Source organism: Blautia sp. 1001283B150304_161114_C9 (assembly GCF_015668165.1).
GTDB lineage: Bacteria > Bacillota > Clostridia > Lachnospirales > Lachnospiraceae > Blautia_A > Blautia_A wexlerae.
Genome location: NZ_JADPGO010000008.1, coordinates 43,180 through 57,620, shown reverse-complemented (window position 1 = coordinate 57,620; position 14,441 = coordinate 43,180). Strand labels below are relative to the sequence as shown.

The 14,441-nt window shown below is 43.8% G+C and carries 9 protein-coding genes and 1 riboswitch; all 9 genes read right to left on the bottom strand.

Features of this window, described 5'->3' with window-relative positions; genetic code table 11:
* Positions 1–72 precede the first annotated feature (72 nt).
* The 9 genes from srtB to I4V44_RS06060 all read right to left on the bottom strand — a co-directional run bounded on the left by srtB (position 73) and on the right by I4V44_RS06060 (position 13,383).
* Positions 73–960 carry a class B sortase gene (gene srtB / locus I4V44_RS06100; RefSeq protein ID WP_243100801.1) on the bottom strand — a complete coding sequence of 296 codons (888 nt, stop codon included), beginning with the start codon at positions 958–960 and terminating at the stop codon, positions 73–75.
* A complete protein-coding gene (locus I4V44_RS17755) occupies positions 957–5,666 on the bottom strand; it encodes an isopeptide-forming domain-containing fimbrial protein (protein ID WP_118586835.1) in 4,710 nt (1,569 codons plus the stop codon). The genes srtB and I4V44_RS17755 overlap by 4 nt, the downstream gene beginning before the upstream one ends.
* 201 nt (positions 5,667–5,867) lie before the next feature.
* Positions 5,868–6,329 (bottom strand): DUF1700 domain-containing protein, encoded by a 462-nt coding sequence (locus I4V44_RS06090; RefSeq protein WP_118409074.1) that lies wholly within the window; start codon positions 6,327–6,329, stop codon positions 5,868–5,870.
* A 227-nt stretch (positions 6,330–6,556) separates the two neighbouring features.
* A complete protein-coding gene (gene aguB, locus I4V44_RS06085; RefSeq protein WP_008708143.1) occupies positions 6,557–7,435 on the bottom strand; it encodes an N-carbamoylputrescine amidase in 879 nt (292 codons plus the stop codon).
* 101 nt (positions 7,436–7,536) lie between these two features.
* Positions 7,537–8,640 carry an agmatine deiminase gene (gene aguA, locus I4V44_RS06080; RefSeq protein ID WP_128866614.1) on the bottom strand — a complete coding sequence of 368 codons (1,104 nt, stop codon included), beginning with the start codon at positions 8,638–8,640 and terminating at the stop codon, positions 7,537–7,539.
* Positions 8,641–8,674: 34 nt separating this feature from the next.
* Positions 8,675–9,796, bottom strand: coding sequence for a carboxynorspermidine decarboxylase (nspC, locus tag I4V44_RS06075; protein WP_196002490.1), 1,122 nt, complete (start codon positions 9,794–9,796; stop codon positions 8,675–8,677).
* Positions 9,786–11,066 carry a saccharopine dehydrogenase family protein gene (locus I4V44_RS06070; RefSeq protein WP_026649004.1) on the bottom strand — a complete coding sequence of 427 codons (1,281 nt, stop codon included), beginning with the start codon at positions 11,064–11,066 and terminating at the stop codon, positions 9,786–9,788. The genes nspC and I4V44_RS06070 overlap by 11 nt, the downstream gene beginning before the upstream one ends.
* Positions 11,063–11,923 carry a polyamine aminopropyltransferase gene (gene speE / locus I4V44_RS06065; RefSeq protein WP_008708139.1) on the bottom strand — a complete coding sequence of 287 codons (861 nt, stop codon included), beginning with the start codon at positions 11,921–11,923 and terminating at the stop codon, positions 11,063–11,065. Before speE ends, I4V44_RS06070 begins: the two co-directional genes overlap by 4 nt.
* 2 nt (positions 11,924–11,925) lie before the next feature.
* Positions 11,926–13,383: an aminotransferase class I/II-fold pyridoxal phosphate-dependent enzyme gene (locus tag I4V44_RS06060; protein WP_055053065.1), complete on the bottom strand. Its 1,458-nt coding sequence runs from the start codon at positions 13,381–13,383 to the stop codon at positions 11,926–11,928.
* An 876-nt stretch (positions 13,384–14,259) separates the two neighbouring features.
* A riboswitch (ZMP/ZTP riboswitch) is annotated at positions 14,260–14,345 on the top strand.
* The last annotated feature ends 96 nt before the right edge of the window (positions 14,346–14,441 follow it).

The window sequence follows — 14,441 nt, the reverse complement described above, 5'->3', positions numbered from 1 at the left end:
GAGGGATAGTGATATGTAAACAGTAACAGTTCATCCTTTACGAAAGTTACCAATATCCGATTGATTTCAACATCACTTCGGCTCAGCTTTTTCTATACCATAACATTCATGGCAAATCCCATGTACCGCCATACGTATTTCTTTATCCAGACGTGAATTACAGGTGATCAGAGTCACCATTCTCTCCCTTTCATCAGGCTCTACTCCTGTGTCATACATGGAATTATTTTTCAATATAGATAATTGTCTCCTGTATGCAGGACTGGATAACTTGTATCCATATTCAAATGCCGGGCTTTGGGAAGATGCCTGTTCCACAGAAAAAATTTTGTACAGAAACTTTCTTTTTGGTGTTGTGATCTCAATTTCAGGACATTTTTTCAGAAATTCAGGTTGTTCATAACGGTTCAGATTTGCAAACATCATATTACCTTCTATATTATGCCCGTAAAGAATACTGTGGGAATCTGTAAAATTCTTTTTTATGTCATGTTCCAGAAAAATACATCCAAACAGATCTTCCTCTCCTCTGAAATTATGTTTCAGGTAATATTCATCATCCGCCGCCTGAACTACAGGATAAGAAATATCGGCTCCCGGGACAGTAATCCAGGCAACTGTCTGAGAGTTGATCTTTCTTAAATTTTCCCAGGAAATCCCGAAGGATTCCCTGATTTCATCTGCATGGTTTTTGTTTTTTGATTCAGAAGATCTTCTCTGTTTTTTCCTGCGTTTTTTTTCACTGTTTTTTGTACTGCTGTCTTCATCAGTTTTTTTGCCATCTGCCAATAATCCGGCACCTTCTCTGTTCTTCACCCCTGCCATTTGGGAAAGCTCTGCATATTCCTGCCTTGCTGCAAGATTCTGTTCATAACTTTTTATATAGAAGCCGGCACAATATATAAGAAGCCCAATTGCTGCTATGATCATACTTACTGCAAATGTTCTGAGTTTTTTCATTTCCGCGGCATACCCTTTATATTTCTTTTCCCGGAAACAGTTCTTCTGTAGATCACCACACCTCCTATCAGCAGTCCCATTCCGATAAGGCCAAGAACAGCCATCATTTTAAACGGTCTGACATCTCCTGTTTTAGAACTTCCTGCCATGGAACCACCCTGATAGCTTCCGTATCCACCGGTATATCCACCCGAATTTGCGTAACTGCTGCCTCCGCTTCCGGAAGTTATGCCTCCATTATTTCCACCATTGTAAGATGCTAACGGTGCTTTCGTCGGTACAGGAGTCATTTTCGGGCAGGTTCCCGGTACAGATGGTGTTGGTGTGGCTTTTGGCTGCTCCGTCGGTTTCGGTACTTCTGTAGGTTTTGGTGTCTCTGTCGGCTTTGGTGTTTCTGTTGGTTTCGGTGTTGCAGACGGTGTTGGTGTGGCAGTCGGTTCTGCTTTTGCTTTCACATATGCCTCCTGCTGTGCAGTAATTTCCGGTGAAATATCACCTCTTGCTTTCGCTGTGTTTACAATTTTTTCAGGCTCTGTGCTTTCTGTTTTAAATACCATTTCATAGCAGACTTCAATTTTATCCATATCTGACAACGATGCTCCTGTCTGAATTACAAATCCTGTATCATCTGCCTCTATTTTGGCATCTTTCAGTTCTATACCGTTTTTTTTCACAAAAATGCTGTCTTTTACAATGGAAGCCCCTTGGGTTTCCAGTTTATCTTCGATAACAATATTCTGATCTGTGACATCCTCACGCAGTTGTCTTACTGTCAGTTTATAGTATCCTTTCTCACCGGACGCATACTCTTTCTTATCTGATTCCTTCACAATTTCCAGAATCGGACTGTGTACCTCTGTCTCTGCTTTCCCGGTTGCAGGTATCTTTTCACTGCTGTCTACAACTGCAGTATTGTGCACCTTCTGTCCTGCCAGGGCTGCATCAATCACTGCTGCCTGATATTCCACGATCATACTTTTCTGTTCCTGACAGTCCAGAGGATTATACATTACCTGCTCAAAAAGACCGCCTTTATCATTATCGCAGATACTATATCTGCTATCCCTGACCAGTGTCCTGCCTGTTGACATCAGGAAAGTATTATCATCATTAATCTGTACATCAGCATCTGCCACATTTCCTTTCTCATCCATCAGAATCACCGAATCCTTCAGAAGACGTACTCCCTGAGTATCGATCACATCCTGCAAAGTAACATTACGCGCCACACATCCGGTCTGCTCCTGTGTCAGGACAATGCGGTATGTAATAATATCACCATATTTGTAAAATGGTTTGTCCGTCGTCTTCTCTACTTTAAGAACAGGCGAGTTCACCCAGATTTTTGAGGAGTCCTTTACTTTCTGTGCATTATCTGCATACGCCTGTGCTGTATTTACGATCTCCATCCCATTTACGCTTTCCTGCGCAGTACAGCGGAAATTAACAGTCACAGGTGTCTGATACGGAAGATCTGAAATCGTCACGATCCATCCGGTTCCCTGACGTGTAACCTGACAGCTGACCGGTTTTTCCACTGTTTCTTTATAATTTTCCGGATTCAGCTGATTTCCTGCATCATCAGTTCCTGCCACCGGATTCTGAACAACAGCCGGAACACCGCTTACAGTAACAGCATCTTCAGCTCCGTCCAGAGCCAGCCCTTCAGGAAGGGAAAGATCACTGATCACAAGATTTCTTGCGATAGATCCCTTCTGAAGATTATTAACCGTAACCTGATAATTCACCTGTTCTCCTACCCGAAATTCATTTTCCGCACGTCCGTCCCCGGCTGCCAGATATGGATTCTGAAAACTTTTCTCAATAGAAAGAACTGCTGTATTTACATACACTTCTGCGTCATCCTGTGAAACAGGGGCATTCTGCGCCTGCACATTGGCAACATTAATGCTTTCCATTCCATTTGCCGCTTCCGTAACTGTGCAAAGGAAAGAAATCATAACCGGAGTATTTGCCGGAAGATCTGAAATGTTCAGTCTCCATCCGCTTCCCTCCTGAAGAAATTCATAATTCACCGGTTTCTCTGATGTCTCATTATAAAATTCCGGATTGAGCTGGTTCAAAATATCTTTGGTCCCTGCTGTCAGCTGCGTAATATTCTGTGGGATTCCGCTTACCGATACATCCTCTGCCGATGAAAGCGCAAGTCCTGCCGGCATACCGGTATCCCAGACAGTTACGTTCCGGGCCACTGTACCTGCTTTTTTATTCTCCACCACCACATTGTACTGTACCTGTTCTCCGACCTGCCATTCATAATGATCTGCAGATTTCTCAATCCAGAATTCTCCTGAATTTACATATACTTCTGCATCATCAGATCTCTCATCTGTATTAGCAGCTTTTACAGTTGCTGCATTTACGCTTTCGTGTCCATTTGCCTCTTCCTGTGCGATACAATGGAAAATAATCGTTACAGGCTGACTGTATGGTACATAAGAACAATAAAAGGAAAATCCGTTCTCATCTGCATTCAACTGAGAATCCACAGGTCTCGCTTCATATGCCTGTCCTGTTTTCTTATCCGGTACGGGATAGTTTACCTGTTGCTGAACTCCCAGTACTTCCATGCTCTGTGTACCACCTGCCAGAACCAGTCCCTGCGGCAGACCAATATCAGTAACAGTTACATCTTTTGCAATTGTTCCTGCCGTCACATTATTCACCACAATCCGGTAAGCTACCTGCTCTCCTGCCTGCCATTCATATTTGTCTGCTGTTTTATCAATTTCAAGCTGTGGACTGTTCGGCCATACTTCTGCCATATCCTTTCTGGATTCCTGTTCTCCTGTCTCAGGATTGATCAGATTATCCGCTGTTGCAGTCACAATATTTTCCCATTCCTGTCCATTGGAATCCGCAGATGCCTGACATTTAAAACGGATTGTGATCGTCTCTCCATACTTCAGGGACGGACACTCTGCTTTCCATCCATTTTCTCCCTGTCCGGTAAGCGTACAGTTCTCACCTCCCTGACTTGTCTCTGCAGCATACTGCCCTTCCAGAAGCTGCAGACATGATGGAAGCTCGTCTGTAATAACAACATTTACTGCTTTTACATCCTGTTTTGTCTGAGAAACCAGAACCTCATAATCTATGATATCTCCCGTTTTCCATTCATACTGAGAAGTATTTTTCTTTACTTCCAGTTCCGGTGGAATCACACCCTTTACCCACACTGTTTCCGTATCCATTGTATCTCCGCTTCCGTTTGTACGTTCATAACTCATGGATGCATGGTTTGGTACAAGAATACTGTATCCATCCTCTGCAAGGTATTTTGAAATGTTAATTTCTGATTCCGGTCTCTGGCGTACTTTTAAAGTAAATGTGTAAGTCTGATTATCTGTAAATGCTTCATCCTGAAGGCTCTCTGCTTTGGCCCTGCAGGTCACTTTCTGTCCTTCAACAGCAACATCAAACCAGTCTGTCACTGTCTGCCCTGCATCATTCACAATACTGACTTTTGATGCATCCTCTATAGTAAGACAATCCTCAAGTATATCCTGTACCACAAAGGATTTCAGTCTATTGGGTGTCACCTCCGCCCGGATCATATACTGAAATTCCTGTCCCTGACGAATGCCAAAAGGTTTTTCTTTTGATGCGGCAGCTGCCTGTTCCCATGTACAGTTTGCCTCTCCCACACGTTTCTCAGGCGCTTTTTTCATCTCAACATCACCGAAACAATAGGATGTAAAATCAAAATATGCATATGCTTTGCAGTATTTCTGTCCTTTAAAGTTCGAACAATAACTGTTGCCTGATGGATCCAGATATTTATTTCTTGTAATCTCTGCCCATCTTTCCTGAGAACCGGCTTTTGCAATGGCATCTTCACGACTTTTATCCCATTTATCCAGTCTGAACTGATGACAGAATTCTACCGTAAAATTATCTGTATCATAAAAAAGATTCAGCCATCCTCTCGGATCATCCGGCTCAACGGAACCAAGGGGTGAGCTTACAGAATTTCCATCTACCGTCAGATAATCATTGTTTTTCAGAACATATGCATTATCCAGACTGCTGTCTGACGGAATACGGACTCCCTGTCCCGCATCAATATCACGTATGGTTCCATGGCCACTGATCGGCAGTGTTTCTTCTGTTCCATGCCTCAGAAACTGAAACTTAACCTTTGCGTATCCTACAGAATAAATAAATACACCGATACTGTTTTTGGAAAAGCCAACCATTGGATAAGCTTCATTATCTTTCCATGCAAACGTAGCTCCGCCTTTATTCTGAACAATCGATTCTGCAGTGCGCAGATCATAACGGGGTTCTGCATTCTCTACTCCCACAAGAATGAGTCTGACATCAACAATATTTCCATTTCCATCTTTTCCTACATTGTTATAACGCATCCCTGCGCTTCCGGCTTTATAGTCCACTCCTACACGAACGCACTCTGTGTCGCGTTCGCTTTTTCCATTGTCTGAAAAAGCTTCCCTGTCCAGATTATCACACCCAAAAGATTCATATGTGGTAATTCCGGGCTGAAACTTCATGTTAAAGCGATAACCATAATCTACCACCTTGTCACTGTCCCATGTTTCTACAGTTAACGGTGCCGCCTGAGTTACGCAGACAGGCACAAGCCCCAGAATTGCCTGCAGAATAAAAAGCATTGCAAGCAGCAAAGCTCCAAGGCGTTCTTTCAGTTTGAAATTGTGTTTCATTTTCCGTCTCCTTTCCGAACAAAAAATATAAAAATGAATGTGGGATTTTTCCCTGCACCAGGCAGGATTAAAGAATAGAAATAAGTTGAAATGTATGATTATAAATATTCAAGGGGAATTAATATCGTGAAACAAGAACGTTTACACTTAAGATTTTAAGATTCTGCGCAGGGTTCCTTTTCTGAAACCCTGCACAGATTTTCATTGATCATTTCTTTTCTTCAGCCATGAAAGAAAATAAAGAATAATTGCAAGAATAATAAAAAACGGAATCGCAACTCCGATTATCAGTATCAGTAAAATAATTATAACAGCCGCTGCTGCAATAACAACAGCCCTGCCATGCCAGGTAGAAAGATCGATTACTTTTTTCCATCTTTTCTCCTGCTGATGAGGAAGCTCTGTCTCATTGCCATAACTGCTTCCGTAAGAAGAATACTCTCCGTAATCTTCCTGTGTACTTCCATCATCTGTATCGATCAGAGTTTTTGCTATCAGATGTGGATCTCCCAGTTCCTGCAGTACCTCCTGCTCTGAACGTCCGCCACGTACCTGAGACTGTATATAATCTTCATAATACCTGATATGTGCCGCTGCTTTGCCTTCCTGCATCTGCCCGGCAAGCTGGCTTCTCAGGATTTCCAAAAATTCTTTTCTGTTCATCTTCTACACTCCATTTTGCCAGAAATACATATCAAAACTCTACTGCTCTCTCCGTTATCAGTAACGTTCGTACTCTTATTTTACCATATATACCGCAGGTAGCAACTAATATAATCATAAACTTTTTATGAAATTCTTATAAACTCAGTTACTGTTCACTCCGTTCTCAGTAACTGAGCCAAAATTCATTCCAGATTGCCTGCGGCAATGGAAGTTTGGCTCGTATGTCATTTCCCGACAATTTTTGCATACATCTCCGGTCTGCGGTCTCTGAAAAGTCCCCAGTTCAGTCTGTCTGCCTTTAATGCATCCAGGTCAAAAGTGCTTACAAGCACCCCCTCTTCCCCTCCGGGCAGTTCTGCACAGAGAGCGCCTGTGTTGTCTGTGATAAAAGAAGAGCCGTAAAAATTAAGAGCAGATTTCTGCATTCCGTTTTCCGGACATGGCTCTACTGTTTCCTCACCGATTCTATTGGCAGCGATCACAGGGATCAGGTTGGAGGCAGCGTGTCCCTGCATACATCTTCTCCAGTGTTCCATGCTGTCACATTCCAGGATGGGTTCACTTCCGATGGCAGTGGGATAAAAGAGAAGCTCTGCTCCCTGCAGTGCCATACATCTTGCCGTTTCCGGGAACCACTGATCCCAGCAGATTCCAACTCCAATGGTTCCAAATCTGGTATCAAAAACCTTAAAGCCGGTATCTCCCGGTGTGAAATAGAATTTTTCCTGATAATAATGGTCATCCGGAATATGTGTTTTCCGATAAATACCGAGATTCTTTCCATCTGCATCCAGAACCGCAACGCTGTTATAAGTATTATTGACCTCTTTTTCATAAAAGCTGACCGGAATCACAATCCCCAGCTCTGCCGCTACCCTGCTGAAATGACGCACTGCAGGGTTTTCCTCTGCAGTCTGCGCATATTCATAATACTCGTATCTGCGCTCCTGGCAGAAATAGGGCCGTTCAAAAAGCTCCGGAAGAAGAACAATCTCAGCTCCCTTTGCTGCTGCCTGACGCACCAGTTCCTCTGCATGGGCAATATTTTTCTCCACACTTTTACTGCATTTCATCTGAACTGCTGCCACTGTTACATTTCTCATCCTGTCTGTTCCTCCTGCTCCTGTTTACATAAGTAAGTTTTTTCATAACTTTCAGGTATAACCCTCAAACACATGACTCTCAAAGTTTTTCTGCATCAGGGTCAGATATTTTTTCCGGGGATCTGCTGGGTAATACAGTGAATATTTCCACCGCCGACAATGATGGCTCTGGCATCAATGGGATAAATCCTTCTTTCAGGAAAACACTTCTGCAGAATCTCCACTGCCCTTTTGTCATTTTCATCCCCAAATTGTGGAAGGATGATCCCTCCATTGGAAATATAAAAATTCACATAACTGGCAGCCATCCGTTCTCCTGCTTCCCGTTCGTCTTCTCCCTCTTCAAACACAAAGCCATCCACATCTTCCCGGGTAAGGCAGACCGGTTTCTGAGGAATCGGAAGCTTATGAATCTTAAATTTTCTGCCTTTTGCATCTGTTTCCTGTTCCAGCACCTTCAGATCAGCCAAAGACATGGCATACTGCGGATCTGTCTCATCCTCTGTCCATGCAAGCACAACCTCTCCGGGCCTTACAAAAGCGCACACGTTATCCACATGCTCATTGGTTTCATCCTGATAGATTCCACATGGAAGCCAGATAATCTTGTGGACACCGAGCCAGTACTTCAACTGTTCCTCTATCTGTTCCCTGCTCATCTGAGGATTGCGTCCCTGACTCAGAAGACAGGCCTCTGTAACGATCAGAGTCCCCTCTCCGTCAGAATGGATGGAACCGCCCTCAAGCACAAAAGGTCTGGCATCCAGACATGGACAACCAAGAGTCCTGCAGATAAAGGCAGCCACCCTGTCGTCCTTCTCCCAGTTCCGGTAAAGCCCGTCAAAGTCTCCTCCCCAGGCATTAAACTGCCAGTCAACTCCACAGACCGCCCCTTTCTCATCCAGAACCATGGTTGCTCCCACATCTCTGGCCCAGGCGTCATCTGTCTCGCATTCCAGCAAAGTCACACCGGAAACATTCCCAAGCTGATTCTTTGCATTCTCCATCTGAGCTTTGGAAACCAGCATATACACCTTTTCGCTCTCTCCAATAGCCTCTGCAACTTTCACAAATGCTTTCTGTGCTTCCCTTGCCCCATAATTCCAGGAACCGGGACGTTCCGGCCAGATCATCACACATCCCTCATGAGGCTCAAATTCTCCGGGCATACGATATTTTGTTCTGTTCTTCTCTGTAACTTCCATGTCTGTCTCCTTTTCTTTGATAACCCGGCAGATATCAGGAAAGCCGGCTCTTAAAGTCTTCGTATCCGAAATGTCTGATAACCTCACACTCTCCGTCCTCATGCATAACCGCAATATCCGGCAGCGGCATACCGTTAAATGTATTATTCTTCACCATAGAATAAATCGCCATATCCATAAAATACAGCTTGTCCCCGATCCGGATCTCTCTGTCAAAGGAATAATCTCCGATCACATCTCCTGCCAGGCAGGTGCAGGAAGATAAGCGGTAGGTATATGCCTTCTCCCCTGCTTCCCCGCTGTCCTTAAGAGGCGGACGATAGGGCATCTCCAGCACATCCGGCATATGGCAGGCTGCAGAAGCATCCAGAACCAGCGTTCTGATTCCATTTTCCACAATGTCCATAACCTCTGTCACCAGATATCCGGCATTCAGGGCAACAGCCTCCCCGGGCTCCAGATAAATATCCAGATCATAGGTTTCCTTCATATGCTGAATACATTTTTCCAGGAGCTTTACATCATAATCCTCTCTGGTAATATGATGTCCGCCGCCCATATTCAGCCAGGAAACCTCAGACAGAAATTCTCCAAACTTCTCCTCTACCGCCTGCAATGTTTTCTCCAGGTCATCCGCATTCTGTTCGCAGAGCGTATGAAAATGCAGTCCGTCGATCCATTTCAGACATTCCCCGTCAAAGTTCTCTCTGGTAACCCCCAGCCTGGAACCCGGCGCACAGGGATCATAGATCGCATGATCCCCCTGAGTGGAGCATTCCGGATTAATACGGAGTCCCAGACTGGCTCCGGTACACACTTCTTTAAATTTTTTCAGCTGTGCTGTGGAATTAAAGATAATATGGTCACAGATCCGATCCAGTTCCTCCATATCTTCTGTACGGTAAGCAGGGGAAAAAACATGATTCTCTTTCCCCATCTCTTCATATCCAAGCCTTGCCTCAAACAGACCGCTGGCAGTGGTACCTGCCAGATATTTTCCGATCATGGGATACAGGGCAAAGCCGGAAAACGCTTTCTGCGCCAGAAGGATCTTACACCCGGTATCCTCCTGGACTTTTTTCAAAATCTCCAGATTCTCCCGCATCTTCTTCTCATCGATCACATAGCAGGGAGTTTGCAGTTGATCAATCTTCATTGGCTTTCCAGACCTTTACCAGTTCAGGATCTTCGCAGACTTTCCATGGAAGTCCCCATTTGTTCAGTGCTTCCATATATGGATCCGGATCAAATTCTTCCACATTAAATACACCCGGCTTCTTCCACTGTCCTGTCACTACCATCATGGAACCGATCATAGCCGGAACACCTGTTGTATAGGAGATTGCCTGGGATTCCACCTCTTTATAGCATTCCTGATGATCACATACATTATAAATATAAATACTTTTCTCTTTTCCGTCCTTAACACCTGTGAAAATACAGCCGATATTTGTTTTACCCACTGTTCTCGGGCCCAGAGATGCAGGATCCGGCAGAAGAGCTTTCAAAAACTGGATCGGCACAATCTCCTGTCCATTAAATTCCACAGGTGCGGTGGAAAGCATTCCTACATTTTCCAGACATTTCATATGTGTCAGATAACTCTGTCCGAATGTCATAAAGAAACGGATCCTCTGTACTCCCGGAATATTTTTTGCCAGTGATTCAATCTCTTCATGATGAAGAAGATACATATCCTTCTTTCCTACCTCAGGAAAATCGTAGACAGATTTAAATTCCATAGGCTCTGTTTCTACCCAATGTCCGTCTTCCCAGTAGGAACCATTTGCGGAAACCTCTCGAAGATTGATCTCCGGGTTAAAGTTTGTGGCAAAAGGATATCCATGATCACCGCCGTTACAGTCCAGAATATCAATGGTATGGATTTCATCAAAATAATGCTTCAGGGCATAAGCACTGAATACACTGGTAACACCCGGATCAAAACCGGTTCCCAGAAGAGCAGTCAGTCCTGCTTCCTTAAATTTCTCATCATAAGCCCACTGCCAGGAATAATCGAAATATGCAGTAAAGCCTTTTTCTTTACATCTCTTTTCATAGATTGCACGCCATGTGGGATCTTCTGTATCCTCTGCTTCATAATTGGCAGTATCAATATAATCCGCACCGGCTTCCAGACATGCATCCATGATGGTAAGATCCTGATATGGAAGTGCCACATTCAGGACAGCATCCGGCTTATAGGCTCTGATCAATTCTGCGACCTCTGCTGCATTATCCGCATCTATCTTTGCTGTCTCAATTTTTGTCTTCGTTGTACTTTCAATCTTCTCTTTGAGTGCATCGCATTTTTCCTTTGTCCTGCTTGCGATCATAATCTCTGTAAAAACATCGCTATTCTGACAGCATTTGCGAATTGCCACTGAAGCTACCCCACCACATCCGATTACCAATAATCTGCTCATAAACTGTTTTCCTCCTCTTCCAGTAAATCTTCTACATATTTTGGAAGCATAAATGCTCCTCTGTGAAGGTTTGTTGTATAATACCATGTTTCTATATTAAGATTATCAAACCTCTCCGGCCTGAAATCTTCCAGTGGATGATATTTCTTTGATGCAAATCCAAAAAGCCAGTATCCCGAGGGACAGGTAGGGATATGTGCCTGATAAACCCTGCTCACCGGAAATGACCGGAAAACCTTTCTGTGCATCTTTCTGCATTCCACCTCATCCTCATCATAAAAAGGACTTCCATGCTGATAAACCATGATTCCGTCATCTCTGAGAGCCTTATAACAGCTTCCGTAGAATTCCTTTGTAAAAAGTCCCTCTGTATGTCCCAGCGGATCTGTGGAATCATTGATGATCAGGTCATATCTGGCCTTTTTATTCCGCAGGAACCGAAGGCCGTCTTCATAATAAATGTTGACTCTCTCATCCTTCAGTCCCTGGGCAATATCCGGAAACATCTCCGCACATACATCCACAAACATTTTATCGGATTCCACCACATCAATGCTCTCAATCTGTGGATAATGGATCAGTTCTCTGGCAACTCCACCGTCACCGCCGCCGATGATCAGAACATTTTTTACATTGGGATGTACTGTCATTGGCACATGCGTGACCATCTCATCATAAATAAATTCATCTTTATCAGAGAATACGATCTCACCGTCCAGAGCCACAAATCTCCCAAATTCTTCAGACTCAAACACATCGATTCTCTGAAATTCACTTTCCCCTGAAAATAACTGTCGGTTAATCCGGACAGAAAGCTTTACATTTCCTGTATGGAACTCGGAATACCATAATTCCATGATCAGATACCCCCTTTCAGAACCTGAAGATATTCTACCTTCGGATCCTCCATTCCCTGCATGGAACAGCCTTTGTCTCTTGCATAAAGAATGTATTCTACAATTTCCTGTGTCACCATTTCCCCAGGAGCAAGAATCGGGATTCCCGGAGGATAACACATAACAAATTCACCACTGATCCTGCCTGCCGCCTGTTCCATGGGCAGAGATTCTTTCTCCGCATAAAATGCCTGCTGTGGAGACGCCACCACTGCAGGTGCGATATATTCCCCGGAAAGCATACCTGTGCTGTCCTTCTTATACAGACGTTCAATATCAGCCAATGCCCCTACCAGTCTCTCAATATCCTGAAGCCTGTCTCCGATGGAAATGTAAGCCAGAATATTACAGATATCTCCAAACTCGATCTGAATATCATATTCATCTCTGAGAAGATCATAAACTTCAATACCTGCCAGCCCATTTCCCAGTGTATAAATAGAGAGTTTTGTAACATCAAAATCAAAAACACTGGTTCCATTGATCAGATCCATACCATATGCATAATAACCGCCGATCTCATTGATCTCCTCTCTGGCATACTGCGCCATCCCTGCAACCTTTTCAAAGGATTCCTCTCCCCTGAGTGCCAGATTTCTTCTGGAGATATCCAGACTGGACAACAGAAGATAAGAAGCGCTTGTGGTCTGAGTCAGATTGATGATCTGGCGCACTTTCTCTGCATTCATACTCTTATTCAAAAGCAGCAGCGAACTCTGTGTCAGACTTCCGCCGGATTTGTGCATGGAAACTGCCGCCATGTCAGCACCTGCCGCCATTCCGGATACAGGAAGGTTTCTGCCGAAATAAAGATGGGTTCCATGAGCCTCATCTGCCAGCACCTTCATTCCTCTTGCATGAGCCTTCTTTACGATAGTCCGCAGATCCGAACAAATTCCATAATAGGTAGGGTTATTTACAAGAACTGCCACCGCATCCGGATTCTCATCCATAGCCTTCTCCACCTGACTGACTTCCATGCCAAGGGAAATGCCCAGCTGCGCATTCACCTCCGGGTTTACATAAACCGGAATTGCACCGCACAGTACCAGGGCATTGATGGCACTTTTATGTACATTTCGCGGCAGAATGATCTTATCCCCTGCCTTGCAGACAGACAGGATCATGCTCTGCACTGCAGATGTGGTTCCTCCTACCATAAGGAATGCATGCGCTGCGCCAAAAGCATCTGCTGCAAGCTCCTCCGCTTCTCTGATCACCGAAACCGGGTGGCAGAGATTGTCCAGCGGCTTCATAGAATTAACATCCAGCCCCACACATTTCTCTCCCAGCAACTGTGCAAGCTCCGGATTTCCTCTTCCTCTTTTATGTCCCGGCACATCAAAGGGAACGACTCTCTTCTTTCGGAAACGTTCCAGTGCTTCATATATGGGCGCATGCTGTTGTCTTTCATAATCCATTTGACATGTTCCTCTTTTCCTGTCGTCATGTACCGGCAAATACAGTTCTATCATTCAGCAATTGTATACTGCCTCAAACCGGCACAATGATTCAATTATTTCTCTATATATTCAAGTCGAACGCATGTGAGACACATCCCCGCAAAGCGTTTATCTCCAACCATATCCTTTATATTTGCTATATCTGCACAAAAAAAGAAGCAGATAAGTTCATTCACCATCTGCTTCTCTCATGATCTATAGAATTTCTCAGGCTCTGTCTCTTTATATACTGACCGGATTTCCCGTATAAATCCGTCTGTATCCTGTGCCTGTTCCCGTATTCTGAAATATTCATGACTGCTGTCGTCTTCAATCGCTGGCAAATATATGCTATGCTCTTATTGACCGTTTCACAAGATGATGTGTGCTTACGCACTGATTATTATAAAGTAATCAACTTATAAAATTTGAGCTTCTAACTCAATCAATAATGTGGTGTCTCCCACCCGGCAACTGCCCCGCCTGTCCGTATGGCTTAACATTCAGAAACTGTCTCTGAATGTGAGCAAATATTTGCATGAAAACGATAGTGTCTTTTCATACTAAAGATGAGAATAACATATCTTCTGAACTGTTGTCAATTCCATTTTCCATATTTTGCACAGTCTTTACCCGCTTTTTATATTTTCTTCATTTGTCAGGGAAAACTGTGTTTATTTTTTAACAATTTCTTCCCTTGAGAAAACGTATTTTCTTTCATTACCAGGGATTACGATTCTCTTCTCTTATCAATTTGCACAACTTTTATCCAGTTTACTCACATTTTTTGACGTTTCAACAAAAATTTTCTTGACATTTTTTTCTCAAAATGATATATTGTATTCATCAATTGAAAGAACCTTCGAGTACTGACGGAAAGAGTGGAGTGCAAACCACGTGGAGTCGGAGGTTTGTGGGAGCCGACCGTCTGGGCAGTATTTGAAATATTCAGATACTGGCCTTTTTTTATAACTTTCAGGGCAGAAATCAGGAATACCAGGCAGACCGGCCAATACTTCTTTCAATTAATAATTGTT